Raw genomic sequence first — 26,346 nt, 5'->3', positions numbered from 1 at the left:
GCTGATTGCCCTCATGGTCACCCAGAAGCGGCGTTTCGGGAAGAGCCAGGCGGCTGTGTGAAGCAGCAGTCCCCGCACACCCCGCCACCAGGGACCCGATAGTAGAGGCAGCAGCTGCGGCGCCGGAAGGAGCTGCCGGTGAACGTTCCGGTTCCGGCGAGGAGCGGGTGGGCGAAGAGTTCCGCGGTCAGGGCACGCGCGCGCGTGGCGACCTCCGTACGGCCACGCGTGCGTGCCCAGCGGTCCAGCTCCCGGGCCGCGCCCGCGAGCGCTGAGGCCGCGTTGCCCCACAGGAGGCCGGTGGACATGCGGTGGCGGGCGACCAGGGCGGCGGCGAGCGGTTCGAGGTGGGCGTGGAGGACGGTGTCCGCGAGGGTCACGGCGTCGCCGGGCAGCGGGCGGACCTCGGCCAGCCACAGGTCGTCCGGTGCGCCGCGGTCGGCGTCCCAGTGCAGCAGGCGGGGGTCGAGGTCGGGGATCCGGCCGTACAGGGCGGCGCAGCCGAGCGCCACGGACCACAGCCGGGCCGCGAGCGCCTGCTGGGCGATCGAGGCGGCGATGCGCAGCTCAGGGGCCTGGAGACGTTCCGCGACGACTCGGACACGAAAAGTCAGGGAATTTCCGTAAACCTCCGATGCCGGGTTTTCGTAGGTCCGCGCGAGCGTCGGCAACGACTCGTGCGGGGCTCCGCCCGTGCGTAGTACGAAGAAGCCGCCGAGGGGGCGCAGCGCGGCGAGTTCGGGGTCGAGGTCCACGAAGAGCAGTAGTACCAAGGCTCTTAGGGGTTTCACCCAGGGGGTGTCGTCCGGTGTCACCCACCTTGGGGAGGACAAGGGGCCTTTCGTACTCCATCGGCAGTACTACCCAATCGGTGCTCAGGTACGACGACGGGAAGAACATCGAGCGGCATCGTGTTCTGTATGAAAGCCGACCGTTCGCCGCGTGGTGCCAGAGGCGCCCGCCTGACGCAGAGGAGCTGCCGATGAGCGCCCTCGCGTTGTCCATCCTGCTGTCGCTCGTCTCCGCCGTGGCCTACGCCGGTGGAGCGATCGTGCAGGAGCGCGTCGCGGTGTCCTCCCCCGACCAGGAGTACGCACCGCTGCGCCGCCCGAGCTGGTGGGCGGCGGTCGCGTTGAACGGTACGGGCGGTCTGCTGCACGTGGTGGCGCTGGCCTACGGCCCGCTGAGCCTGGTGCAGCCGCTCGGTGCGCTGACGATCGTGTTCGCGCTGCCGATGGCGGCCCTGTTCGTCGGCCGCAAGGCCGGCTCCACCGCCTGGCGCGGCGCCATCATGGCGACGATCGGCCTCGCGGGTCTGCTGTCCCTGGTGGGTACGTCCGAGGGCCAGTCGCTGAGCACCGCCCAGCGGGTGTCCGTGGCCGTGTTCACCGGCGCGGTGGTCGTGACCCTGATGATCGCGGGCCGCGCGGCACACCGGCACCCGGCGGTGCGCAGCGTGCTCCTGGCGACCGCGTCCGGCATAGCCTTCGGCATGTCCTCAGTGTTCACCAAGACGGTGACGGTCGACTGGGACAACGGCGCGGTCTCCGCGACCGACATCCCGTTCCTCGGCGTGATCGCGGTGTTCGCGGTGGCCGGTCTGATGCTTTCGCAGGCGTCCTACCGGGGCGCGGGCCTGGCGGCTCCGCTGGCGGTGCTGACGGTCGTGAACCCGGTGGTGGCGGCCGCGGTCGGCATCACGATGTTCGGTGAGACCTTCCGCTACGGCACGACGGGCACCCTCCTCGCCCTGTCCGCCGGGGTGGTCGCCGCGGGCGGCCTGATCCTGCTGACCACGGAGCGGCTGGGCAGCGAGAGCGTACCGGCCGACACCACCACACCTCCTGTGGTGCCCTCGCCCGTCGAGGAGTTGCTGGACGCCCTCCCTGGACAGCCCGTCGGCGTGAGCGCGAACGTCGACGTGCCGGCCGCGGACATCACGGCCGGCGCACCGGGCGGCGGGATCCTCGTCCCGGCCCAGGCGGCGATTCCGGCCGGCGAGGGTTACGAGACCCTGGAGCCGGCCGGAGCCGCTGAACCGGCCGGCTACTTCGGTCCGTTCCACGCCGGGCTGTACGTGATGATGCCGGTCCACGACCGGCGCCGTACCCGAGTCAAATCCTGACGCCGCCGGCCCGCAGATAGGCGAGCGGGTCGATGTCGGTACCGAAGCCGGGCCCCGTCCGCACCTCGAAGTGCAGATGCGGGCCCGTGGTGTTCCCGGTGGACCCGGAGCGTCCGATGCGCTGCCCCTCGCCGACCGACTGGCCGTCCCGCACGGAGATCGCGGACAGGTGCGCGTACTGGGAGTACCGCCCGTCGGCGTGCCGGATCACCACTTGGTAACCGTACGACCCCGCCCACCCCGCGCTGACGACCGTGCCGTTCTCGATGGCCTTGACCGAGGTGCCGGTGGGGACGAGGAAGTCGACGCCGGTGTGGTAGCCCTTCGACCAGGAGGAGCCCGTCGCGTGGTACGCGGTGCCGATGGGGGCGTTCACCGGGGCGACGAGGGAATGGCTCGTCGTCTTCTTGTGGGTGACCTTCTCGGCGGTCTCCGAAGAGGCCTTCTTCTTCGGGGACTTGGTGGCCGACGACTTGGTGGCCGGTTTCGTCGTCGTGTGGGCCGCAGGGGCCGCCTTGCCGTGCAGGCTGAGCCGCTGGCCCGGCAGGATCAGGTCGGGATCGTCCCCCACGGTGGTGCGGTTCGCGGCGTAGAGCCCGTGCCAGCCGCCGTCCACGCGCTCGGTGTCGGCGATCCCGGAGAGGGTGTCGCCGCGCACGACCGTGTACATCTCGGCGGTGCCCGCGCGGGACTGCGGTGTGGTCTGCGGCTGGACGTCCTTCACGGACCGCTTGACGACGGTCTGCGTCTTGGAGGCCTTGGCCTTGGCCTTGGCCTTGTGCGCCGCGGTGCTCTCGCTCTTGGTGCCGCCGACGTGGATGTCGGGGGTGCCGCCGCCCCGGGTGAGTCCGGCGCGGACCGAGCACACCGGCCAGGCGCCGGGTCCCTGGCCCTTGAGCACCTTCTCCGCTATGGCGATCTGCTGGTCCCGGGTGGCGAGATCCGCGCGGTGCGCGTACGCCGTGCCGCCGTAGGCCTCCCAGGTGGACTGGGTGAACTGGAGCCCGCCGTAGTACCCGTTGCCGGTGTTGATGCTCCAGTCGCCGCTGGACTCGCAGGCGGCGACCTTGTTCCAGGTGCTCACATCGGCCGCCTGGGCGGTGCCCGCGCCGACGGCCGCGAGCGGGATCGCGATGCCCGCGCCGCCCGCCGTGACCGTGAGCAGCGAGGCCCGGTTGATCCTGCTCGGCTGATACCGGCGGTGCCGGCCGCGTACGGCCATGGGGAATCCCCCTCCACATGCGTCAGGAGGGCCAAAAATATGCGCCCCGAACAGGCCATGACAAGACGGCAACCGGCCTCCCTGTGGCTCAAGTGACCGGTATTCCCCGCCTGTTGGGAAACGGGTGGGGCTGGTGGGGTTGGGCTTGCGTTTCCGCGGAAGGAGCCCGGGAGGAACACCGACCGAAGGCGGACAACTTCGCACGGCCAGCACGTGCGGTCGGGGTACCGGCGGGCCAGGATGGTCAGTGGGGCAATACTGGCGAGCACGACCGGTACCACCGATGTCAGGACCTTCCTGATCTTTAGGAGCCAACCGAATGAGCACTTCAGCGCAGATCGGCGTCACGGGTCTCGCGGTCATGGGCCGCAACCTCGCCCGCAACTTCGCGCGCAACGGCTACACGGTCGCCGTGCACAACAGGACCGCGTCCCGCACGCGCGACCTGGTGGCGGAGTTCGGCGGCGAGGGCGACTTCATCGCGGCGGAGACCGCCAAGGACTTCGTGGCGGCGCTGGAGCGGCCGCGCCGCCTGGTCGTCATGGTGAAGGCCGGTGACCCGACGGACGCGGTGATCGAGGAGTTCGCCCCGCTCCTCGAACCGGGCGACATGATCATCGACGGTGGCAACGCGCACTTCGCGGACACCCGGCGCCGGGAGCGCGACCTGCGCGAACAGGGCATCCACTTCGTCGGCATGGGCGTCTCCGGCGGCGAGGAGGGCGCGCTGCACGGACCGAGCATCATGCCGGGTGGCCCGAAGGAGTCGTACGACTCGCTCGGTCCGATGCTGGAGAAGATCTCCGCGAAGGCGAAGGACGGGGCGCCCTGTGTGACCCATGTGGGTCCCGACGGCGCCGGGCACTTCGTGAAGATGGTCCACAACGGCATCGAGTACGCCGACATGCAGCTGATCGGCGAGGCGTACCAGCTGCTGCGCGATGTCGCCGGGTACTCCCCCGCGCAGATCGCGGACATCTTCCGCACCTGGAACACGGGCCGGCTGGACTCCTACCTGATCGAGATCACCGCCGAGGTGCTGTCCCACGTGGACGCGGCCACCGGCAGGCCGTTCGTGGACGTGGTCGTCGACCAGGCGGAACAGAAGGGCACGGGCCGCTGGACGGTCCAGATCGCCCTCGACCTCGGCGTCCCGGTCTCGGGCATCGCGGAGGCGGTCTTCGCCCGCTCCCTCTCCGGCCACGCGGCGCTGCGCGAGGCCTCGCGGGGTCTCGCCGGCCCCACCGCTTCCCCACTGGGCGAGGCGGAGGCGGCGGCCTTCGCGGACCGGGTCGAGCAGGCGCTGTACGCGTCGAAGATCGTGTCGTACACGCAGGGCTTCCACGAGATCGCGGCGGGCAGCGAGGAGTACGACTGGAACGTCGACCTCGGCGCCATCTCCTCGATCTGGCGCGGCGGTTGCATCATCCGCGCGGCCTTCCTCGACCGCATCCGCGCCGCGTACGACGCCCGCGCGGACCTGCCGAGCCTGCTGTCCGACGAGACGTTCGCGCAGGAGATCGCGGCGGCGCAGGACGACTGGCGCGAGGTCGTCGTCGCCGCGACCCGCCAGGGCGTCCCGACGCCCGGTTTCTCGGCGGCCCTCGCGTACTACGACGCGCTGCGCGCCGAGCGGTTGCCCGCGGCGCTCACCCAGGGACAGCGGGACTTCTTCGGGGCGCACACCTACCGGCGGGTGGACCGGGACGGCTCCTTCCACACCCTCTGGGGCGGTGACCGCTCGGAGGTCTCCGGCTGACCTCGCCGACCGTGCCGAGCCCGCCTGCCGTGGATCCGGTCAGGCGGGCTGCCACAGTTCGATGCGATTGCCCTCGGGGTCGGTGACCCAGCCGAAGCGGCCGACGCCGTCCATGTCCTGCGTCTCGGCGTCCACGTCCGCGCCCTTGGCCCGCAACTGCGCGAGCATCGCGTCGAGGTCGCGGACCCGGAAGTTGAGCATGGTCTGCTGGGTGCGGGACCCGAAGTAGTCGGTGTCGGCCGGGAAGGCCGCGAACACCGTCGGCCCGGCCTCCTGAGCCCACAGCCCGTGCTCGTCGGTGTCCAGTCCGAGACTGTCGCGGTACCAGGCGCTCAGGGCCGCCGGGTCGGCCGCCCGCATGAAGTGTCCGCCGATTCCCAGCACACGTTCCATGCGGCCATCCTGCCAGGACGGCGATCGGGGCGCCGGTCTCAGGTCAGCGGTGGTCCCGGCTCCGGGCTCGGCACGGGCTCCGGGCCCGGCGGGATCGGAGAGGGCGGGGGCCCCGGGGTGGGCCGGGGATTCGGCGGTGGCCCCGGCACGGGACGGGGGTTCGGCGGGGGTGTGGGCAGTGGTGCCGGGGGCTCGGGGGCCGGGCCCGGCGTCGGACCGGGTGGTACGGGGTCGGGATACGGGTCGGTCATCGTGTCCTCCAGCCAGTGGCTACGTCGGCTCTGGACTACTCCCCCGCCTACCCGTCACCCGCGCCGCCACTCACCCGGCTGGGCTCAGCCGCCCGCGCCGCGCGGGCACCGGCGGCCAGCCCCGGACGGGGGCTGGACAGCACCGGGATCATCGTGGTCGTCAGGTGCTGGGCCGGTGCCATGGAACCCTGCGCGAGGACGATCGCGTCGGCGTCGATGACCGCGTCCACGGCGTCCGCCACCAGCCGGGCGCAGCCCTCGGCGTCGCCGGCCTCGAAACGGGCCCAGGCGCCGTCGACGAGCAGGGTGCGGATGTCGAGAAGTCCGACAGGGCGGCCAGAACGCCTCCCCTCCTCCTCGACCAGCGCCACGGTCGGCCCCAGCGTGCTCTCCAGCGTCGCCGCCACGACGACGCGCGGACCGGCGGCCACCGCGGCCGCCGCCATCGGACGGTCGCCGCGCAACACCGGTACGCCGACCCCCGCACCGGCGGTCTCCGCGACCCCGCCGATGGTCGAGCAGGTGCACAGCACCGCCCGAGCCCCTTCGGCCACGGCCGCGTCCAGTACGTCCCGCACCGCCCCGGCCACCGCTTGCGGCCCCTCGCACCGGGCCCGCGCCAACAGCTCCTCGTCGACGAAGTGCCGTAGTTCCAGGCCCTGGTGGTCCTCGTCGCGCAGGGCGTCGAAGACCGGGACGTGAGCGGGTGAGGTGTGCAGGAGGGCGAGCACGTGGCCGGGGCCTTTCTTCGGGGCGGTCACGACGAAATCGGCGTCGGTCCTAGAACCGGCCCGGATGCGCCCTGAGCCACTCCATCGCCGCCCGCAGCAACGCCGGGTCCGCGGCCGGTGCCTCGTCAGGATGCCGTTCCGCCCACTTGACGACGTACGGGCACAGCGGGGCGACGACGATGCCCTCGCGGGCCGCGATGCCGTACAGCTCGCGGGCGAGTGAACCCGCGATGCCCTTTCCCTCGTGGGCCGGTTCCACGAGCGTGTGGACCGGGACGAGGGCGCGCGCGGGGGATTCGAGGACGAAGTACTCGATGTGGCCCAGGACTTCACCGCCGTCGCCGAGCGCCTCCAGGCGGCCCGCCGCCCGGTCGTCGCGGATCTCGGTCTCGCTCATGGGCTTCCTCCTGGTGCGATGGTCAGGCCGTGACGGCCTGCGGGCTGCGCGCCTGCTCCGAACCCGGCACCGGCTCGGACGGATCGGCGCCCAGGCCCACGATCCGGTTGGCGGAGTCCACGTGCACGACCCGGGGCCGAAGCGCCCGCGCCTCGGCGTCGGACACCTGAGCGTAACTGATGATGATCACCAGGTCTCCGGGATGCACGAGGTGGGCCGCGGCCCCGTTGATCCCGATGACACCGGTGCCCCGTTCGCCCTCGATGACGTACGTCTCCAGGCGGGCGCCGTTGGTGATGTCGACGATGTGGACCAGCTCGCCGGGCAGCAGATCGGCGGCGTCCAGCAGGTCGGCGTCGATGGTGACGGAGCCGACGTAGTGCAGGTCGGCCTGGGTGACGGTGGCACGGTGGATCTTCGATTTGAACATGGTGCGCAGCATGGAGGCACTCCCGAATCTAGGCTCCCTGCCTGCGTTTATGCAGGTCAAGGGCTGGTCTCCTAATTTACAACGAGGGGCGCGCGCCATCACAGTCCCAGGCGCCATGTATGGACCAGGTAAAGAGAGTGGTTCACAGATTCAGTTGCGGTTGCCGGGACCCGTGCGGGGGATGAATGTGGCCACACAGGCCTGATCGGCACCCTGGAGGCACCGTGACCACCGCATCAGAGCCCCGGGTGTCGGGGCTGGAGATACGTTCCATCGACTATGTCCCCCTGAACGAGCGCCACGGCAAGCTGTGGCATCTGGGCCCGCTGTGGTTCATGTCGAACGCGCAGATCGCCACCCTCGCCGTGGGCCTGATCAGCATCACCGAGGGCGGCAACCTCATCTGGTCGCTCATCGCGATCGTCGCGGGCACCCTGCTCGGCACCTTCTTCATGGCCTTCCACTCGGCCCAGGGCCCGCAGCTGGGGCTGCCGCAGATGATCCAGTCGCGGCCTCAATTCGGTTATGTGGGCGCCCTGTTGGTGTGGCTGTTCGCGTATGTGCAGTACGCGGGCTTCAACGTCTTCAACACGATCCTCGCCGGGGAGGCCCTGCACACCACGGTGCACGGCGGCACCAAGATGTGGGTGGCCGTGGTCACCGTGGTCGGCTTCGTGATCGCGCTGGTGGGCTACGACGTCATCCACAAGGCGGAGCAGTTCCTGACGTACACCTTCCTGGTCGTCTTCGGGATCTTCACTGTGGGCGTGCTGGCGACCCTGCACTACCCGGCCGGCTCCTTCGACCTCGGCGGCTTCTCCTGGACGCCGTTCCTCGCGCAGTTCGGTGTGGTCGCGGGCTACCAGATCAGCTGGGCGATCTACGTCTCGGACTACTCGCGCTACCTCCCGCCGGACGTGACCGTCCGCAAGACCTTCTACTGGACCTACTTCGGGTCGGCGCTCGGCGGGGTCTGGCTGATGACGCTCGGCGCGCTGCTCGCCGCCTGGGCGGGCAAGGACTTCGACACGATCCGCTCGATCAACGCGGCGGGCGACAAGGTGTTCAGCGGCTTCGGCGCGATCGTGCTCCTCTTCGCCACCCTGGGCCTGGTCTCCGTGACCGCGCTGAACATGTACGGCGGCTCACTGACCCTGATCAGCGCGATCGACTCGTTCAAGAAGGTCCAACCCACCGTGTCCGTGAGGGCGTTGACGATCGGGCTGACCGCCGCGCTCTCCCTGGCCGGCGCGATGGCCGCGACCGCGAACTTCCTCACCAACTTCAACAACTTCCTGCTGCTGGTGCTCTACCTGTTCATCCCGTGGACCGCGGTCAACCTGATGGACTACTACGTGGTGCGCCGCGGCCACTACGCGATCGCCGAGATCTTCAACCCCCATGGCATCTACGGCCGTTGGGGCTGGCACGGCATCATCTCCTACCTGGTGGGCTTCGGCGTCATGGTGCCGTTCTTCTCCGTCGGCACCCTCTACGTCGGCCCGATCGCGCATGCCATGGACGGCGCCGACCTCTCCCTGTTCGTCGGTCTGCCGGTCGCCGGGTTGCTGTACTGGTGGCTGAGCCGCTCGATCGACGTGGAGGCCGAGATCCGGGTGGCCGAGGCGGAGGCCGAGGAGTTGGAGAACGCGGCGCACGAACACCGCGAGCCCTGACGGCCGTTACGCCGCTCCGCCGTCACACCACCGCTTCCTGGACCGGTCCGATCTCCGGCTGCTTCTCGAACTGCGTGCGGTACAGCTCGGCGTACCGCCCACCGGTGGCGAGGAGTTGGTCGTGCGTGCCGCGTTCCACGATGTGGCCCGCCTCGACGACGAGGATCTGGTCGGCGGAGCGCACGGTGGACAGCCGGTGCGCGATCACCACCGCCGTGCGGCCCTGCAGCGCCTCGGCGAGCGCCTCCTGGACGGCCGCTTCCGAGGTGTTGTCCAGGTGGGCGGTGGCCTCGTCGAGGATGACGACGCGCTGGCCGGCCAGCAACAGCCGGGCAATGGTGAGGCGTTGGCGCTCGCCGCCGGAGAGCCGGTAGCCGCGTTCGCCGACGACCGTGTCCAGGCCGTCGGGCAGCGACCGTACGAGATCGTCGAGGCGCGAGCGGCGCAGCGCGTCCCACAACTCGTCCTCGGTGGCGGCGGGTTGGGCCAGCAGGAGGTTGGCGCGGACCGAGTCGTGGAAGAGGTGGCCGTCCTGGGTGACCATGCCGAGGGTGGCCCGCAGGGAGGCGGCGGTGAGGTCGCGGACGTCGACGCCTCCGACGCGGACGGCGCCTTCGTCGACGTCGTAGAGCCGGGGCAGGAGTTGGGCGACGGTGGACTTGCCGGCGCCGGAGGAGCCGACGAGGGCGATGGTCTGGCCGGGTTCGGCGCGGAAGGAGATGCCGTGCAGGACCTCGGCGCCGCCGCGGGTGTCGAGGGAGGCGACCTCTTCGAGTGAGGCGAGGGAGACCTTGTCGGCGGAGGGGTAGGCGAAGCGGACCTCGTCGAACTCGACCGCGACCGGGCCCTCGGGGATCTCGCGGGCGTCGGGTTTGTCCTCGATGAGGGGCTTGAGGTCGAGGACCTCGAAGACGCGCTCGAAGCTGACGAGGGCGCTCATCACCTCGACGCGGGCTCCGGCGAGGGCGGTGAGCGGGGCGTAGAGGCGGGTCAGGAGGAGGGCGAGGGAGACGACCGCGCCCGGCTCCAGGGTGCCGTGCAGGGCGAACCAGCCGCCGAGTCCGTAGACGAGGGCGAGGGCCAGGGCGGAGACGAGGGTCAGGGAGGTGATGAACACCGACTGGGCGGTGGCCGAGCGGACGCCGATGTCGCGGACCCGGCTCGCACGGTCCGCGAACTCCACGGACTCCTCGTCGGGGCGGCCGAAGAGTTTGACGAGGGTCGCGCCGGGCGCGGAGAAGCGTTCGGTCATGCGGGTGCTCATCGCGGCGTTGAGCGTGGCCGCCTCGCGCTGCATGCCGGCCATCCGGCTGCCCATCCGGCGGGCCGGAATCACGAACACCGGGAGCAGCACGAGCGCGAGCAGGGTGATCTGCCAGGACAGGGTGAGCATGACGACCAGAGTGAGGAGCAGGGTGACGAAGTTGCTCACTACTCCGGACAGGGTGTTGCTGAAGGCGCGTTGGGCGCCGATGACGTCGTTGTTGAGCCGGGAGACGAGTGCTCCCGTACGGGTACGTGTGAAGAACGCGACCGGCATGCGCTGCACATGATCGAACACAGCCGTCCGCAGATCGAGGATGAGCCCCTCCCCGAGCGCGGCGGACAGCCGCCGGCCGAGGATCCCGAGGGCCGCCTCGGCTACCGCGATCAGGGCGATGAGCAGGGCGAGGCGTACGACGGTCCCGTCGTCGCCGCCCGACACGATCGCGTCGACGACATGTCCGGCCAGGACGGGGGTCGCGACGGCGAGCAGCGCGGTCACCACCCCGAGCAGGACGAAGCGGGCGATCGGGCGGCGGTGCGGTCGCGCGAACTCCGCGATGCGGCGCAGCGTGGCGCGGGCGAACGGGCGGCGCTCCTGTTCGGCGGTCATGACGGTGTGCAGTTGGGTCCAGGCCGTGCTCTCCATGCTCATGGGAGAGACGGTAGGACCTCAAGCGTCGTTGAGGTCAACGGATTCGCCGGATCGCCGTGCGGGGACGAGTGCGGGGGCTCGTGTAGGGGCGCGCGTAAGGAACTGTCCCCGCTGCCGCAACCCGCAGTTGTCGTGGCCTGGGGACCCTCTCCGGATGTGATGGTCGTACGCATTCCCCGAGGCCTCAGGCGTCTTCCCGTCCGGCAGATCCTGATGCTGGTCCCGCTCGCGCTCGTGCTGTGGATCGCCGTGCGCCATTGGCCGGTGCTCGTCGAGGGCTTCGGTCACCTCAAGGATGCCGACTGGCCGTGGCTGCTGGCCGCGGCCGCCGCGACCTGCGGCACCTGGGTCGCCGCGTCCGCCGGACGGCAGGGCGCGCTCGTCGAGCGACTGCCCGTGCGCCGGTTGCTGGCCACGCAGTTCGCGGCGGGCGCGGCCAACCACCTGCTGCCGACGGGGCTCGGCGCGAGCGCGGTCAACCTGCGGTTCATGGCCGTGTGCGGGGTGCCGCTGGCACGCTCCTCGGCCGCCGTCGCGCTCTATCTGCTGGCCGAGTCGGTCGCCCGTGTGGGCCTGTTGCTGGCGCTGCTGGTCGCCTTCCCGGACGCGCTGGAGATCGGCTCGCTGCTCCCGCACGGGGCGGTCGGTCCACTGCTGCTCGGCATCGGCCTGGTGGTGTGCGCGGCGGTGCTGGTGCTGCTGCTCGCCCGCAGGCTCCGCACCGCCGTCATCGCCTTCGTGCGCTCCGCGCTGGGCGAGGCCAGGTCGGTGCACACCCGGCCCTCCCGCGCGCTCGCCCTGTGGGGCGGTGTCCTCGCCTTCCCCTCGCTCCAGGCGGCCGGACTCGTCGCGGTGGGGCTGGCGTTGGGGCTGCCCGTGCCGCCCGCGTCCATGGTCGTCGCCTACCTCGCGGCGACGGTCGCCGTCGCGCTGATACCGACGCCCGGCGGCATCGGCTCCGTCGAGGCCGCGCTCATCATCGCGCTGGTCGCGGCGGGCGGCCCGGTCGCGGTGGCCACGGCGGTGGTGCTGGCGTACCGGATCATCACCGTCTGGATCCCCATCATTCCGGGCGCGTTGACGCTCGGCGCACTGGTCCGGCTGAGAGTCATCTGACTCCCGGGTCCGCTCGAACATTCTTGTAAAGAACCATCAGCCCTGGTCGAGACATCGGCCGGGGCTTCTTCGCGTTCGCCCCAACTACCTTGTTTTACTTTTTACTTGACTCCACATGACAGCACGAGTTGACTGAAGAGCGTTGATTTGTCAGCCGAGGAGGCAGGACTTTCATGGGGGACGAGACGTTAGGAATCATCCTGGCGGGAGGCAGGGGCGAACGCGCCAAGCCGCTCACCCTCGCCTCGGCCGACTACATCCGCAGCAAGGCCCTCATCCCGTTCGTCGGCCGCTCCGTCGTCGAATGGCTCGTCGAGGCCTGCCGCGACCAGGGCATCCGCCGCTTCTACGTGATCGCCCAGGGCGCCGAGAACCACAGCCAGATCAAGCTCGTGCTCGGCCACGGCGAACGGTTCGGCGTGGAGATCCACTACTCCCGTGCCCGCCTCGACCGGTACAACGTCGGATCGGGCGCCGCCACCCTGCACAACCTCGAACAGTGGGACCTGACGGGCCGCGCCCTGGTGCTGCCGGTGGACTCCGTCTTCGAGTTCGACCTGAACAGGCTGAACGACGCGCACGACGCCGCCGACGCCGTCGTGACCGTCGCCTCGGTCGGCCGCACCCCCGAGGAGATCGCCGGCAAGTACGGCGTGATGCAGACCTCCCCGGACGGACTGGTCTCGGGGTTCGTGGAGAAGCCCACCCTGGACCGCGTCCACCGGATCTTTCCCGAGACATCGCTGCCTTCCTCCGTCCGCGCCCTGCCGACCAACGCCGGGATGTACCTGGTGGACTGCGGCCGGCTGCGGCTGGCCGCGCGCAACCCCGAGATGATCCGGCTCGCCCAGCAGCGCCTCGACTGGGGCGGCGACCTGCTGCCCTGGCTGGTCGGGCGCGGGCTGCCGGTCGCCGCCGCGCCCATCGACCGGCTCGGCGACCTCGGCAGCATCGCCGACTACCTCGCCACCCTCGGCGACGTGCTCGGCGGCCGCTACCGGTGGATGACCCGGGCCATGGGCGAACCGACGAGCACCGACCCGCCGTACTGGATCCACGAGTCCAGCCTGCGCACCAAGGACAGCGTGACCGGCACCACCCTCGCGCAGAAGATCTCCGAGGGCAGTGTGGTCATCGGGCCCGCCGTGCGCATCGGGCGCAACGCCGAGATCGGGCCGGGTGTGAAGCTGCGGTTCAGCGACATCGGTGACGGTGTCGACGTGGACGAGGGCGCCCGGCTCAGCCGGACGGCGATCGGCGACAGCGCTGTCGTCGGGCCGTACGCCCGCATCACCGACTCGTACGTCGGCCCGATGGCGCGTGTGCACTCCGAGCGCGACAACCCGGTCCGGCTCGTCCACTCCGCGATCGGCGAGGCCGCCGATCTGCGGCCCGGCACCCGGCTGTCCGGGGTGAGCGTCTATCCGCGGCTGCGGGTGCCCGCCCTCACCGGGCTGCCCACCGGCACCCATCTGACCAGCTCCGACGACATCCTGCACTGGATCTGAGCGCCCCCAACTCCCCCGCACTTTCCGGCTCTTCCGCAGCCCCCGTGGAGATCTCGATGGACAGCCCGATCGCCGTCATAGGAGGAACCGGCCGCACAGGCCGGCTCGTCGCCCGTCAACTGCTCGCCCGGAGCGAGAGCGTCCGCGTCATCGGCCGCAGCACCCAGCGCGCCCGCCGCCACACGCCGCCGCAGGCCCAGTTCTTCGCGGCCGACGTGCGCTCCCCCGACTCCGTCCGCACCCCGCTGCACGGCTGCTCCGCGGTCGTCTACATCGTGGAGCCGGGCACCGACGACGCCGGACCCGACAGCCCCGAGACCACCCTGCACACCGGGGTCCGCCATGTCCTCGACGCCCTGCGCTCCACCGCCGCGGCCCCGCACGTCGTGCTGGTCAGCCAGCGCCATGTGACCCGCCGCGACCACCCCATGAACGCCTACGGCCGGATGCTGGACTGGCGGCTGGCCGGCGAGAACGCGGTCCGCTCCTCCGGGCTGCCGTACACCGTGATCCGGCCGGGCTGGCTGACCGACGAGCCCGACCACGGTCATCTGCACCTGGAACAGGGCGACTTGGGGGACGGCCGGGTGGCCCGCCCGCTCGTCGCCGACGCCTGTGTGCAGGCGCTGTACTCCCCCGCCGCCCAGGGCGTGACCTTCGAGATGCGCAGCGAGACGGGACCGGGCGCCACTCCCGTGCCCTGGCAGGAACTCTTCGGCGGCCTCCGCGCCGACGCCCCGACCGCGGCCCGGGCCGCACTCACCTGAGGTGGCCACCGATGTGTACGACACCCCGACGGACTCTGCGACCGATGCCATGACAGAACAGATGACCTTACGCCCCGACGAGGCCACCGGATCCCCCGGCGGCCGTCCCTCCGACGTCACCCCCGGGCGGCCACAGCCGCTGGGCCCCACCGTCGACGCCGACGGTGTCAACTTCTCGCTCTTCTCCGAACACGCCACGCGGGTCGACCTGTTGCTCTTCGAGCACTGCGACAGCCCGCAGCCGTACCGCACCATCACCCTGCTCCCCGACCGCCACCGCAGCTTCCACTTCTGGCACTGCCACGTCAGCGGGATCGGCGCAGGGCAGGTCTACGCGTTCCGCATCGACGGGCCGCGTGACAACGGCGAGTTGGGCACCCGGTTCGACCACCGCAAGGTGCTGCTCGACCCGTACGCGCGCGCCAACATCAACGGCCGCTGGGAGCGCACCCACGCGATCGGCCCCGGCGACAACGTCGAGAGCTGCATGCGCAGTCTGGTGGTCGACCTCGACGACTACGACTGGGAGGGCGACACCCCGCTGCGCACCCCGATGGCGGAGACCGTCGTCTACGAGATGCACGTGCGCGGTCTGACCGCGTCGCCGACCTCGGACGCCGAGCGTCCCGGCACCTTCTCCGCCGTCATCGACAAGATCCCGCACCTGCGCGAACTCGGCGTCACCGCCGTGGAGTTGCTGCCGGTCTTCGACTTCGACGAGACCCAGGTCCTGCGCACCGGACCCGACGGCACCCCGCGCCGCAACTACTGGGGCTACGACCCCTACGGCTTCTTCGCCCCGCACACCGGCTACTGCTCCAGCCCCCATCTCGCCACGCACATCACCGAGTTCCGCGACATGGTGAAGGCGTTCCACCAGGCGGGCATCGAGGTCATCCTCGACGTGGTCTTCAACCACACCAGCGAGGGCAACGAGTTCGGGCCGACGATCAGCTTCCGGGGCGCGGCCAACGAGGCGTACTACCACCTGTGGCCGCAGGACCGCTCGCACTACATGGACTTCACCGGGTGCGGCAACGCCGTCAACGCCAACCATCCGATGGTCACCAAGTTCATCGTGGAGAGCCTTGAGTACTGGGTGACCGAGCACCACATCGACGGCTTCCGCTTCGACCTCGCCTCCGAACTCTCGCGCGGCCCGCTCGGCTACGAGATGGCGGTGCCGCCGGCCCTGTGGGCGATCGAGCTGTCGCAGGTGCTGGCCGAGACGAAGATCATCGCGGAGCCGTGGGACGGCGGCGGCCTCTATCAGGTCGGCCGGTTCCCGGGGAAGCGCTGGGCGCAGTGGAACGGTCCATTCAGGGACGACGTACGGCGGTTCGTGCGCGGTGACGCGGGGATGGTCGGCGAGGTCGCCTCACGGCTCGGCGGCTCCGCCGACCTGTTCGCCGCGCAGGGCGAACTCCCCACCAACAGCATCAACTTCATCACCTGCCACGACGGCTTCACCCTCAACGACCTGGTCAGCTTCAACGCCAAGCACAACCACTCCAACGGCGAGGCCAACGCCGACGGCGCCGACGAGAACTACAGCTGGAACTGCGGTGTCGAGGGCCCCACCGACGACGCCGACGTCGAGTGCCTGCGGGTACGGCAGATCAAGAACCTGCTGTCCCTGCTGATGCTCAGCCGAGGCGTCCCGATGCTGCTGGCGGGCGACGAGTTCCGCAACAGCCAGGGCGGCAACAACAACGGCTACTGCCAGGACAGTCCGGTCTCCTGGCTCGACTGGAACCAGGCCAGGAAGGAGAAGGAGACCACCGGCTTCACTCAGCGGGTCATCCAGCTCCGCAAGCGCTATCGCACCCTGCGCGAACCGCAGTTCTTCTCCGAACGCCTCAACTCCCGCTCCCTGCCCGACATCACGTGGCACGGCACCCGGCTCGACCAACCCGGCTGGGAGGACCCCAACGCCCGGGTGCTGGCCTGCACGTACGGCGGTTTCGACGGAGACCCGGATCTGCATCTGATCCTCAACATGTACCACCTGGGCCTCGACTTCGAGCTGCCCGAGATCCCCGGTCACCGCTGGCACCGCGTGCTCGACACGGCCCGCCCCGGCCCCGACGACATCCCGCCGCCCGGAGAAGAGGAGCTGGTCGACGGTCCCACCCACCACGCCCAGGGCCGCAGCGTCGTCCTGCTGGCGGCCCTGCCCGACGAGAAGGGCACCTGAGATGAGTACACCCGCCCAACGACGCATCCACTCCGACACCCTCGCGGGCTACGTCACGTACTACAGCCCGACCGGCCGCCGTTTCGGCCTGCGCACCTCCGACGAACGGGAGTTCACCGTCCACCTGGCGTCCAACGCCGTCTCCCGCATCGTCCGCAACCTCGGTGACGACTACCGCGACACCACCGCCGACACCGTCGACATGCTGGCCGAGGGCCGGTTCGTCTTCGCGTACGGCATCCTCTACGAGTGGGAGGGCGGCTCCCGGTTCGACGCGAAGGAGATCACCTTCCCGGAGGAGACGCGCGGCCAGTACGTCTTCGAGCACCCGAACTGGTGGGTCCAACAGGCCACCGCCATCGCCGACTTCTATCTGCGCGGCCAGTTCCCCGACGGGGTGTACGACTGGCGCGGGTTCCGCACCCACCTCACGCTCAGCGGCACCCATCTGCCGGACTTCGCCGGCGGGGACGTGCGCCAGGAGACGGACACCATCTCCCGGCTCGTCTACGGCCTGTCCACGGCGTACCTGCTGACCGGCAAGGACCGCTTCCTGGAGGCGGCCGAGGCCGGCACCCTGTACCTGCGCGAGCACATGCGGGTGGACGACGTGGCCGACGGCATCACCTACTGGTACCACGGCATCGACATCACCTCGTCCGGCCACCGCCCGGTCTTCGCCTCGGAGTTCGGCGACGACTTCGACGCGATCCCGATGTACGAGCAGATCTACGCGCTCGCCGGCCCCACCCAGACGTTCCGCATCACCGGCGACCCGCGGATCCTGGAGGACATCGACCGGACGTCCGCCCTGTTCCAGAAGTACTTCCGCGACCCCGTGCGCGGCGGGTTCTTCTCGCACATCGACCCGATCACCCTGGACCCGAACGCCGACTCGCTGGGCCGCAACCGGGCCCGCAAGAACTGGAACTCGGTGGGCGACCACGCCCCGGCGTACCTGATCAACGCCTATCTCGCCACGGGCCGCGCGGACTTCGCGGCGCTGCTGGAGGAGACGGCGGACACCATCGTGGAGCGGTTCCCCGACGAGCCGAACAGCCCGTTCGTCCAGGAGCGGTTCCACGCCGACTGGAGTCCGGACCGGACCTGGGGCTGGCAGCAGGACCGGGCGGTCGTCGGCCACAACCTCAAGATCGCCTGGAACCTGACCCGCATCAAGTCCCTGTTCGACAAGACCGAGTACGCCACGACCGCCGAGCACATCGCCGAGATCATGCCGGCGGTGGGCAGCGACGGGCTGCGCGGCGGCTGGCTGGACGTGGTCGAGCGGCAGCCCGACCCCGACAGCGGCATCCACCGCATGGTCTGGCACGACCGCAAGGCCTGGTGGCAGCAGGAGCAGGCGATCCTCGCCTATCTGATCCTGGCCGGCACCACCGGCGACCCGGAGCAACTGCGGCTGGGGCGCGAGGCGGCGGCGTTCTACAACGCCTTCTTCCTCGACTACCAGGACGGCGGCGTCTACTTCAACGTCCTCGCCAGCGGCATCCCGTACCTGCTGGGCACCGAGCGGCTCAAGGGCAGCCACGCCATGGCCGGCTACCACGCGCTGGAGCTGTGCTACCTCGCGGCCACCTACACCGGGCTGCTGCTCAGCAACGACCCGATCACCCTGCACTTCAAGCCCCGCCCGGAGGACCTCCCGGACCGGGTGCTGCGCGTCGCGCCCGACCTGCTGCCCGCGGGCACCGTGGAGCTGACCCGGGTGTGGATCGACGACCAGCCGCACCAGGACTTCGACGGCAAGGCCCTCACCGTCCGGCTGCCGCGCGGCGACGAACCCGTCCGGGTCCGCGTCGAACTGGAGCCGGCCGCAATGCGGCTGCGGATGCGCACCACGTTCGACGGCGGCACCGCGCACGTCGTCTGCCACGGGGTGATCGACGCGGCCGAACTGGGCAAGTTCCGCCGCATATTGGCCGAGGTCATGGCCGCGACCCCGCGCCGGGTGGAGTTCCATCTCTGCGAGGTCGGGGGCATGTGCCGGCCGGCCATCAACGAGCTGCTGTTCCAGCGCACCAAGGCGGGCCTGGACGTCGACTTCGTCATCGTGGGCTGCGCGCTGCCGGACGTGGCGGACGCGTTGCTCGCGACGGACGCCTTCCTGCTGGCTGGGGGTGACGAGTGCAACCATGACTGAACTCGCGACCTTCACCCTCCCATTACCCCCGATGCGCGCCCCGGGGGCACCGCCGGGGACCTCCGCCGGTCTCCCCGCCTACTGCCGTGACCTGTTCGGCGACTTCACCCGTGCCGACCAGCGGCGCTGGGGCGAGGTGTATGTGCGCGGGCTGCTGGACGTGCCCGGGCGCAAGACGCCCGCCCGGATCTCCGAGCAGGTGCTCGGCAGGCGGGCCGTGCAGCAGATCCAGCAGTTCGTGAACCAGAGTCCGTGGGCGTCCGCCCCTGTACGGGGGCGGCTCGCCCGGCAGGTGGTGCGGGCCTCGCGGGCCGAGGCCTGGTCCGTCGACGAGGTCGTCTTCGCCAAGAACGGCGACCGGTCGGTGGGCGTGGCCCGGCAGTACGCGCCCTCCCAGGAGCGGACGGTGAACTGCCAACTGGCCCTCGCCGCCTCGCTGGTGGGGCAGGCCGGCGGGGTCCCGGTGAACTGGCGGCTGATGCTGCCGGCCCGCTGGGACCGCGACGAACGGCTGCGCGGCCAGGCCCACGTGCCAGTGCAGGAACGCTGCCGGCCACGCTGGAGCTATGTCCTGGAGGCACTCGACGAGATGCTCGACGAGTGGTCCCTGGAACCGCTGCCGGTGCTGGCCGACTGGCGCTGCGAGAGCGACCCCGACCCACTGCTCCGCGGTCTGGAAGCGCGGGGCCTGGGCTATCTCGTGCAGGCCGCGCCGCACACCCCGGTGCTGCTGCCCCGGCGGCAGGCCACCGCCCCCGGGGTGCGCGGCACGCTCGCCGAACTCGCCGGGCACGCGGCCCGGCACGGTGAGCGCACCTCGGTGACCTGGCACGACCCGGTGACCGAACGCATGCGGCACTCGGAGTTCGTGACGGGCCCGGTCCTGCTCCGCGCGGACCCGGCCGCCGGTGCGGTCCCCCGGCCGCGGCTGCTCCTCGCGGACTGGCCCTACGGCCGGCCCCGGCCGCGCGCCTACTGGCTGACGAACCTCCCGGCCCGCCGGCTCGCGGAGATCGTGCCGCTGGCGCAGCTGCGCAGGTTCGCCGACCAGGCGCTGGGCCGGATGCACGAGGAGTTCGGGCTCGGCGACTTCGAAGGCCGGTCCTTCCGCGGCTGGCACCACCATGTGACGCTGGCCTCGGCCGCGTTCGGCTACGACATGGTGCGCCAGCAGGCCGACGAGAGAGCGCTGACCCGCGCACGTGCCTGAACTCGCGCGGCACGTAGGCCCCGTACGGATCCGTCCGTACGGGGCCTACGCACGCTCACTTCTGCCAGCCGACCCGGCTGAAGTCGACGTCGCCGAGTCCGGGCACCCCGTAGTTCGCCAACCCCTTGCGCACGGCGAGGATTTGGGGCCGCTGGTACAGCTCGATGTCGTGGCCGAGCTTCCAGATCTCGGCGTCCGCCCGGTCGTAGAGCTTCTCGGCGGCCCGTTCGTCGAGGGTGCCGACGGCCTGGGCGAGGAGCTCGTCCACCTCGGCCGAGCCGACCCCGCCGTAGTTCTGGAAGGCCTGCCCCTTCTCGGGGCGGCGGTAGATGGCGTAGGCGGAACTCGGATAAGTCAGGCCCGTGAAGCGGAAGATGGCGAGGTCGAAGTTGCCCTTCTCCAGGTACTGCGGTGCGTAGGCGGAGGCGGGCACCTGCTGGATGACGACCTGGACGCCGACCTGCGCGAGCATGTGCTGGACGAGCTGGGCGAGGTCCTCGCCGAGCCGGTTGGTGCCCTCGCTCAGCACGAAGCGGAGGGTGAGGCTACGGCCGTTCTTGACCCGGGTCTTCCCGCTGCCCGGGCTCTTCCAGCCCGCCGCGTCCAGGGCGCGCGCGGCGGCCTCGGGGTCGTAACTCCCGTACGGGCGGGAGTTGTCGGTGTATCCGGGCTGGTTGGTCATGAAGAAGTGGTTGCCGAGCAGCGGCACCTTCACCGGGAGCCCCTCGGCGGCGACATCGGCCAACGCCGTGCGGTCCACGGCCTGTTGGACCGCGTTGCGCACGGTCCGGTCGGCGAGGGGGCCGCCGGCGCCATTGAGGGTGATGTGCACCTCGTCCCACGCGGAACCGATACGGATGTCGCTGTCGGACGCCTTCTTCAACTGGGCGTAGGCCTCGCTGGTGGCGGCGTTGACCGCGTCGACCTCGCCGTTCAGGAAGGCCTGGAGGGCGGCGTCGGCGTCGAGGACGCGGAAGACGATCCGGTCGAGCCGGGGTTTGGTGCCCCACCAGCGGGGGTTGGGCACGAAGGTGAGCGTCTGCGCGGTCTTGTCGATCGCCTCCAGCTTGAACGGCCCGGCGGTGATGGGCAGTTGACCCTGCCAGCCGGAGTTGAAGCGCTGCGGGGTGTCGTAGCCGGCGGCCGGGAAGAGCGGGGTGAACAGCCTGCGCCAGTCGGCGTACGGCTGCTTGAAGGTGACGCGGACCTCGTGCGGGCCGGCGCCCTGGCGGACGTCCGCGATGCGGTCGTAGCCGCTGGTGTCGGCGACCAGGTAACGCTGGTCGGAGCCGGAGAGCGCGTGCCACTGGGCGGCGAAGTCCCGCCAGCCCAGGGCCGTTCCGTCGGACCAGCGGGCCTTCGGGTTGAGCCGGTAGGTGACGACCTGGGGCGAGGTGCCGGTGACGGACACGGAGAGAAGGTACTCGGGCACCGCGTGCGGGACGCCCTTGACGTCACGGGCGAAGAGCCGGGGCTCGGTCATGCTGTCGACGGTCCACACGTCGTCCAACGCGCCGTCGACGTGGTCGAAGTTGAACTGCGTGACCATCTGCGCGATCGGCAGGGTCAGCGTCCCGCCCGAGCGAAGGGCGTCCGTGGGCCGGGAGTTGATGTCGTACGTGCCGTACGTCGGCAGGGCCGGGTGCCGGTCGGGGGCCGAGGAGCCGGAACAGCCGGCCACGAGGAGGGTGAGTGCGCAGGCCACCACCCACGCGGACCAGACCCGTAATCGCTCCACCTAACGGCCCTCCCAGTGCGGACGAACCGTCAACTGCCCGAACTGTCACGCGAATTGCGGAGCCGGAGCTTAACATCACGATGTGTCACCCACATGAAGCGGAACGAGTTCCATGCTCTCCCTGATCCTCAGGCGCCTGGTCCACTGCACGATCCTCTTCCTCTCCTCCGTCGTCCTCACCTACGCCCTCGCCTCCACGGCGCTCGATCCGCGCGCCTACTTCGAGGGCCGGCAGCCGCCCCCGCCCAGCCGGGTCGTCGACGACGAGCTGGCCCGGCTGGGCATGGACGACCGCGCCCCGCTGCCCGAGCGCTTCGCACACTGGGCGGACCGGGCGGTCGTCCACGGCGACCTGGGCATGACCATCGACGGCGAGTCCGTGAACGCCGAGTTCGGCCGCCGGGTCGGGGTGTCCGTACGGCTGCTGCTGGTGGGGACGGTGGCCGGTACGGCGATCGGGGTGCTGGCGGGGGTGTGGGCGGCGGTCCGGCGCGGCGGGCTGGGCGACCGGGCGCTCACGGTGTTCTCGTTCGCGGTGCTGTGCGTGCCGACGTTCGTGCTGGCGCTGCTGCTCAAGACCGGGGCACTGGCGGCCAACCGGGCCGCGGGCAGCACGGTCATCCTGTACACGGGAGAGCACACCCCGGCGCTGCAGGGCGACTGGATGGCCCAACTACGCGACACAGCCGCCCACTTGCTCCTCCCGGCGATCTGCGTGGCCATCCCCGCGATCGCCTCGTACAGCCGCTACCAGCGCGCCGCGACCCTCGACGTGCTCGGCGCCGACCATCTGCGCACCGCCCAGGCCAAAGGGCTCACCCCGGGGCGGGCGCTGCTGCGGCACGGGCTGCGGATCTCGCTCGTCCCGGTGTCGGTGTTCTTCTCCTTCGGGATGCTGACCCTGTTCACCGGCGCCGTGTTCACCGAGGAGATCTTCGGCTGGCCAGGCATGGGCAGTTGGCTCGTCGACTCGGTGCAGAAGGGCGACGTCAACTCGGTGGTGGCGATCGACCTGTTCGCCGCGGCCGTCGTGCTGCTCGCCGGCCTGCTGGCCGACGTCGTGCACGCGCTCCTCGATCCCCGGGTACGGCAGCCGTGACGGGCGTCGGCGGTCGGGGAGGCCGGGGCCGGGCGGTGCTGCGACGGATGGTGCGGCGGCCGGGGGCGCTGTGCGGGCTCGGGGTTCTGCTGATCCTGTTCGCGCTGGCCTTCGTGGGGCCGTTCGTCAGCCCGTGGACGCACACGGACGTCGACTACACGGCGCTGCGGCAACCGCCGGACGCGCGGCACTGGATGGGCACGAACCGCATCGGGCAGGACGTGTTCGCCCAGGTGGTGCGGGGACTGCAGAAGTCGCTGCTGATCGGGTTGTTGGTCGCCCTGTTCTCCACTGTGCTGGCGGCAGCGGTGGGTGCCTGCGCCGGGTACTTCGGCGGCTGGGCGGACCGGGTGCTGATGTTCGTCGTGGACCTCATGCTCGTCCTCCCCAGCCTGCTCGTCCTGGTCGTGGTCGCACCGAAGCTGCGCGACCGGGGCTGGATCGCACTGGTCGGGCTGCTGGCGCTGCTGGGCTGGATGGTCACGGCGCGGGCGGTACGCGGCATGACGCTGTCCCTGAAAGAGCGTCAGTTCGTGGTGGTGGCAAGGCTGATGGGCGTTTCCTCCACGCGGATCATCTGGCGGCATGTGCTGCCGCACACGGCGTCCTTCCTGATCACGGACGCGACGATCGCCGTGGGCGGGGCGGTGATCAGCGAGACCGGTCTTTCGTACTTCGGCCTGGGCGTCCAGCCGCCCGACGTCTCCCTCGGCACGCTGATCGCGGACGCGACGGATGTGGCGCTGGTGTATCCGTGGATGTTCTTCTTCCCCACGAGCTTGCTGATCGCGTTCGTACTGGCGGTCAACCTCGTCGGCGGGGCCCTGCGGGACGCACTCGATCCGACGACGGTGGAGCCCGCCGCACCGTCCCGGACCACTGCGCTGCGGACATCGAGGTGAACACCGTCCTGGAGGTCCGCGATCTGACGGTCACCGTCGGCCCGCTGCCCGTGGTACGCGGTGTCGACCTCACCCTCCGGCGCGGTGAAGTCCTGGGCCTGGTGGGCGAGTCGGGCACCGGCAAGACACTCACGGCGCTGGCTCTGCTGGGGCTGGCCCCGCCGGGTGCTCAGGTCGGCGGCTCGGTACGACTGCTGGGCGAGGAGCTACTGGGCCTGCCGGTACGGGAGTTGGCGCGAATCCGTGGCCGCCGCATCGCGATGGTCTTCCAGGACCCGCTGCACGCGTTCACCCCGGTGCAGCGGGTCGGCGACCAGATCGCGGAGGCCCTGCGCATCCACCAACGCCCGCGCCCGCGCCGGGAGTCGGCGCAGCGGAGGGCGGTGGAACTGCTGGACTTCGTAGGGGTGCCGAGGCCGGGGTGGGCGGCGCGCGCCTACCCCCATCAGCTCTCCGGTGGCATGCGCCAACGGGCGATGATCGCGATGGCGATGGCCAACAACCCCGACGTCCTGGTCGCGGACGAGCCCACCAGCGCGCTCGATGTGACCGTCCAGGCGCAGGTGTTGGAGGCCCTGGCCGCCGCCCGGCGCGAGACGGGCGCGGCCCTGCTCCTGGTCACCCACGACCTGGGGGTGGTCGCGGGCACGGCGGACCGGGTCGCCGTACTGTACGCGGGCCGCATCGTGGAAACGGGCCCGGTGGAGGCGGTCCTGACCCGCCCCCGCATGCCGTACACCCTCGGCCTGGTCGGCTCGGTGCCCCGCCCCGACGCCCGCTCCCCCCTCACCCCGATCCCGGGTACGGCCCCCACTCCGGGCACCGCGGGCCCCGGCTGCGCCTTCGCCCCACGCTGCCCCCTCGCCGAACCGGACTGCGTCACCTCGGACATCCGACTCCTGGGCGTGGACAGCCCGTCCAGAGCCGGCCTCGCGGGAATCGACGCCCACGAAGCGGCTTGCCGCCGGGTCCGGCTCGTGGCGCAGCGGACGGCGGTGGAACTGTTCCCGCCGAGCGGGGAGGTGCGAGCGGGTGCTCGGGGTGAGGGAGGGGTGGAGGGCCCGGCGTTGTTCAGCCCCGGCGACGGGGACCCTGAGTCGTGGAGCCGAGCCTTGCCGTCGGCACCGGGCGGCGGAATCCCGAAGACGCGGGGACGCACCACTCCTCCGGTGGCGGGCGGCGGATACCCAGGGACAGTGGGACTCCCCGCTCCGCCCTCACCCGGCCACGGGAACCCGGGGGCATTCGGAGGCGGCACGCCGTCCACACCCGGCGGCAGGGGCCCAAGTCGGCACAGACGCACCACACCGTCCACGCGCGGCACCGGGAGCCTGTGGCCATGGAGACGGAGCACGCCTCCTGCCCCCGGCAACGAGAACCCTGGGGCCACACCGTCCACACCCGACCACGGGAACCCGGCGCCGCTTGGACACGGCACGCCCTTCGCACCCGGCCACGGAGACCTGGAGTCACAGGGACCTCCCGCACGGCCCGTGCCCGGCACCGGAAGCCCGGAGCCGGCCAGACGCACCCCGCTGTCCGCGCCCGTCCCCGGAATCCCTGGGGCACGGGCACGCCCCTCTTCGCCCCTCCCAGGTCCACCGCATCCCGCGCCCTCGCTCCCCCGACCGACCTCGGCCGCTCCCCCCGTCCCACCTGCACCCGAACTCGTCCTCCGCGTCACCGGTCTGGCCAAGTCCTACACCCCGACCGGCGGCCGCCGCCGTCGCGAGCGCGCGGTCGTCGCCGTAGAAGAGGTCGACCTGGAGGTCCGCCGCGGTGAGACCCTCGCGCTCGTAGGCGAGTCCGGGGCCGGCAAGTCCACGGCGCTCATGGAGATCGTGTCGCTCACGGCACCCGAGTCCGGCACTGTGGAGATCCTCGGGCAGGACGTCTCACGGCTGACCCGGCGGACGGCGCGGCTACTGCGTGGGGCCGTGCAGATCGTGCCGCAGGATCCCATGTCGAGTCTCGATCCGCGGATGCCCGTGGGGGACATCGTCGCCGAGCCGCTGTACGCGCGCCGGGTGCCTCGGGACGTCGTAGCCGCGCGGGTTCCGCGGTTGCTCGGGCAGGTGGGGCTGGACGCGGGGGACGCGGAGCGGTATCCGCATCAGTTCTCCGGGGGGCAGCGGCAGCGGGTCGCCATCGCCCGGGCCCTCGCCGTCGAGCCGGCGTTGCTGCTGCTCGACGAACCCGTGTCCGCGCTGGACGTGTCCGTGCAGGCGCAGATCCTGGATCTGCTGCTGCGGCTCAAGCGGGAGTTGGGGCCCGCCTATCTGCTGGTGTCGCACGACCTCGCGGTGGTGCGGCAGATCGCCGACCGGGTGGCCGTGATGTACGCGGGGCGGACCGTGGAGACGGGGCCCGTGGCCGAGGTGTTCGACGCGCCCCGGCACCCCTACGCGCGGGCCCTCCTGTCGGCCGTCCCGCTGCCGGACCCGGTCGCGGAGCGCGCCCGGCGCCGGATCGTGCTGCCCGGCGATCCGCCGTCCGGTGTGCCGGTCACGGCGGGGTGCCGGTTCCTGGCCCGCTGCCCGGTCGCCGCGCTGCTCGCGCCGGGGCCGCGCACGCGGTGCGAGAACGAGATTCCGCGGGCCACTCAGGTCACCGTGGCGGGCACGCACACCGTGGCCTGTCATTTCCCGCACGGCGGAATGCCCTGGCAGCACATACGGACAGACCGGGGGACGTCCGGCCGGCCGACGTACTGACCGCCGGACCGTCCACCGGTCCACTGAGCCTG

General features: G+C 71.1%; 20 protein-coding genes. 12 read left to right on the top strand and 8 right to left on the bottom strand.

The window, feature by feature from the left end; all coding sequences use genetic code 11:
• Positions 1–17: 17 nt before the first annotated feature.
• A complete protein-coding gene (locus tag OG496_RS47790) occupies positions 18–773 on the bottom strand; it encodes a (2Fe-2S)-binding protein (RefSeq protein WP_405975352.1) in 756 nt (251 codons plus the stop codon).
• 209 nt (positions 774–982) lie between these two features.
• Between OG496_RS47790 and OG496_RS47785 the strand changes: the two genes are divergently transcribed.
• Entirely contained in the window at positions 983–2,125 is a 1,143-nt protein-coding gene (locus OG496_RS47785) for a DMT family transporter (protein WP_366491801.1), read from the top strand.
• Here OG496_RS47785 and OG496_RS47780 read toward each other — a convergent pair.
• The gene (locus OG496_RS47780; RefSeq protein ID WP_405975351.1) at positions 2,115–3,347 is read right to left on the bottom strand and encodes a transglycosylase family protein; all 1,233 of its coding nucleotides are present in this window, start codon (positions 3,345–3,347) and stop codon (positions 2,115–2,117) included. The genes OG496_RS47785 and OG496_RS47780 overlap by 11 nt on opposite strands.
• 319 nt (positions 3,348–3,666) lie before the next feature.
• Between OG496_RS47780 and gndA the strand changes: the two genes are divergently transcribed.
• Positions 3,667–5,106 carry an NADP-dependent phosphogluconate dehydrogenase gene (gene gndA / locus OG496_RS47775; protein ID WP_366491803.1) on the top strand — a complete coding sequence of 480 codons (1,440 nt, stop codon included), beginning with the start codon at positions 3,667–3,669 and terminating at the stop codon, positions 5,104–5,106.
• Positions 5,107–5,145: 39 nt separating this feature from the next.
• On the opposite strand, the gene OG496_RS47770 is transcribed toward gndA, so the two are convergent.
• The 4 genes from OG496_RS47770 to panD all read right to left on the bottom strand — a co-directional run bounded on the left by OG496_RS47770 (position 5,146) and on the right by panD (position 7,320).
• Positions 5,146–5,499 (bottom strand): VOC family protein, encoded by a 354-nt coding sequence (locus OG496_RS47770; protein ID WP_366491804.1) that lies wholly within the window; start codon positions 5,497–5,499, stop codon positions 5,146–5,148.
• A gap of 298 nt (positions 5,500–5,797) precedes the next feature.
• Complete coding sequence (locus OG496_RS47765) at positions 5,798–6,481, bottom strand: aspartate/glutamate racemase family protein (RefSeq protein WP_405976847.1); 684 nt, start codon at positions 6,479–6,481, stop codon at positions 5,798–5,800.
• A gap of 49 nt (positions 6,482–6,530) precedes the next feature.
• Positions 6,531–6,878 carry a GNAT family N-acetyltransferase gene (locus tag OG496_RS47760; RefSeq protein ID WP_366491805.1) on the bottom strand — a complete coding sequence of 116 codons (348 nt, stop codon included), beginning with the start codon at positions 6,876–6,878 and terminating at the stop codon, positions 6,531–6,533.
• A gap of 22 nt (positions 6,879–6,900) precedes the next feature.
• A complete protein-coding gene (panD, locus tag OG496_RS47755; protein ID WP_043670938.1) occupies positions 6,901–7,320 on the bottom strand; it encodes an aspartate 1-decarboxylase in 420 nt (139 codons plus the stop codon).
• 212 nt (positions 7,321–7,532) lie between these two features.
• Between panD and OG496_RS47750 the strand changes: the two genes are divergently transcribed.
• Positions 7,533–8,984, top strand: coding sequence for a purine-cytosine permease family protein (locus OG496_RS47750; protein ID WP_405866061.1), 1,452 nt, complete (start codon positions 7,533–7,535; stop codon positions 8,982–8,984).
• 22 nt (positions 8,985–9,006) lie between these two features.
• Here OG496_RS47750 and OG496_RS47745 read toward each other — a convergent pair whose 3' ends face one another.
• A complete protein-coding gene (locus OG496_RS47745) occupies positions 9,007–10,896 on the bottom strand; it encodes an ABC transporter ATP-binding protein (protein ID WP_399390643.1) in 1,890 nt (629 codons plus the stop codon).
• Positions 10,897–11,115: 219 nt separating this feature from the next.
• On the opposite strand from OG496_RS47745, the gene OG496_RS47740 reads away from it, so the two are divergent.
• From OG496_RS47740 to OG496_RS47715, 6 genes are all read left to right on the top strand, one after another.
• Positions 11,116–12,018: a YbhN family protein gene (locus tag OG496_RS47740; protein WP_405975350.1), complete on the top strand. Its 903-nt coding sequence runs from the start codon at positions 11,116–11,118 to the stop codon at positions 12,016–12,018.
• A gap of 173 nt (positions 12,019–12,191) precedes the next feature.
• Positions 12,192–13,526, top strand: coding sequence for an NDP-sugar synthase (locus tag OG496_RS47735; RefSeq protein WP_366491808.1), 1,335 nt, complete (start codon positions 12,192–12,194; stop codon positions 13,524–13,526).
• 56 nt (positions 13,527–13,582) lie between these two features.
• Positions 13,583–14,293 (top strand): NAD(P)H-binding protein, encoded by a 711-nt coding sequence (locus tag OG496_RS47730; protein ID WP_405975349.1) that lies wholly within the window; start codon positions 13,583–13,585, stop codon positions 14,291–14,293.
• A gap of 61 nt (positions 14,294–14,354) precedes the next feature.
• Positions 14,355–16,490 (top strand): glycogen debranching protein GlgX, encoded by a 2,136-nt coding sequence (glgX, locus tag OG496_RS47725; protein WP_405975348.1) that lies wholly within the window; start codon positions 14,355–14,357, stop codon positions 16,488–16,490.
• Position 16,491: 1 nt separating this feature from the next.
• Entirely contained in the window at positions 16,492–18,651 is a 2,160-nt protein-coding gene (locus OG496_RS47720; protein ID WP_366491811.1) for an AGE family epimerase/isomerase, read from the top strand.
• 31 nt (positions 18,652–18,682) lie between these two features.
• Entirely contained in the window at positions 18,683–19,861 is a 1,179-nt protein-coding gene (locus OG496_RS47715; RefSeq protein WP_405975347.1) for an IS701 family transposase, read from the top strand.
• A 55-nt stretch (positions 19,862–19,916) separates the two neighbouring features.
• On the opposite strand, the gene OG496_RS47710 is transcribed toward OG496_RS47715, so the two are convergent.
• On the bottom strand, positions 19,917–21,599 hold the full coding sequence (locus OG496_RS47710; protein ID WP_405975346.1) for an ABC transporter family substrate-binding protein: 1,683 nt from the start codon (positions 21,597–21,599) through the stop codon (positions 19,917–19,919).
• Between the two features lie 112 nt (positions 21,600–21,711).
• Here OG496_RS47710 and OG496_RS47705 point away from each other — a divergent pair, with 112 nt between their 5' ends.
• Genes OG496_RS47705 through OG496_RS47695 form a run of 3 tightly spaced genes read left to right on the top strand, consistent with a single transcriptional unit; the run spans position 21,712 to position 26,314 of the window.
• Positions 21,712–22,698: an ABC transporter permease gene (locus OG496_RS47705; RefSeq protein ID WP_405975345.1), complete on the top strand. Its 987-nt coding sequence runs from the start codon at positions 21,712–21,714 to the stop codon at positions 22,696–22,698.
• A gap of 35 nt (positions 22,699–22,733) precedes the next feature.
• Positions 22,734–23,600 carry an ABC transporter permease gene (locus OG496_RS47700; protein ID WP_405975344.1) on the top strand — a complete coding sequence of 289 codons (867 nt, stop codon included), beginning with the start codon at positions 22,734–22,736 and terminating at the stop codon, positions 23,598–23,600.
• The gene (locus OG496_RS47695; RefSeq protein ID WP_405975343.1) at positions 23,597–26,314 is read left to right on the top strand and encodes a dipeptide ABC transporter ATP-binding protein; all 2,718 of its coding nucleotides are present in this window, start codon (positions 23,597–23,599) and stop codon (positions 26,312–26,314) included. Before OG496_RS47700 ends, OG496_RS47695 begins: the two co-directional genes overlap by 4 nt.
• Positions 26,315–26,346 lie beyond the last annotated feature (32 nt).

Source organism: Streptomyces sp. NBC_00988 (assembly GCF_045162645.1).
Classification (GTDB): domain Bacteria; phylum Actinomycetota; class Actinomycetes; order Streptomycetales; family Streptomycetaceae; genus Streptomyces.
The sequence above is the reverse complement of the archived record's forward strand: the minus strand, read 5'-3'. Positions and strand labels throughout refer to the sequence as shown.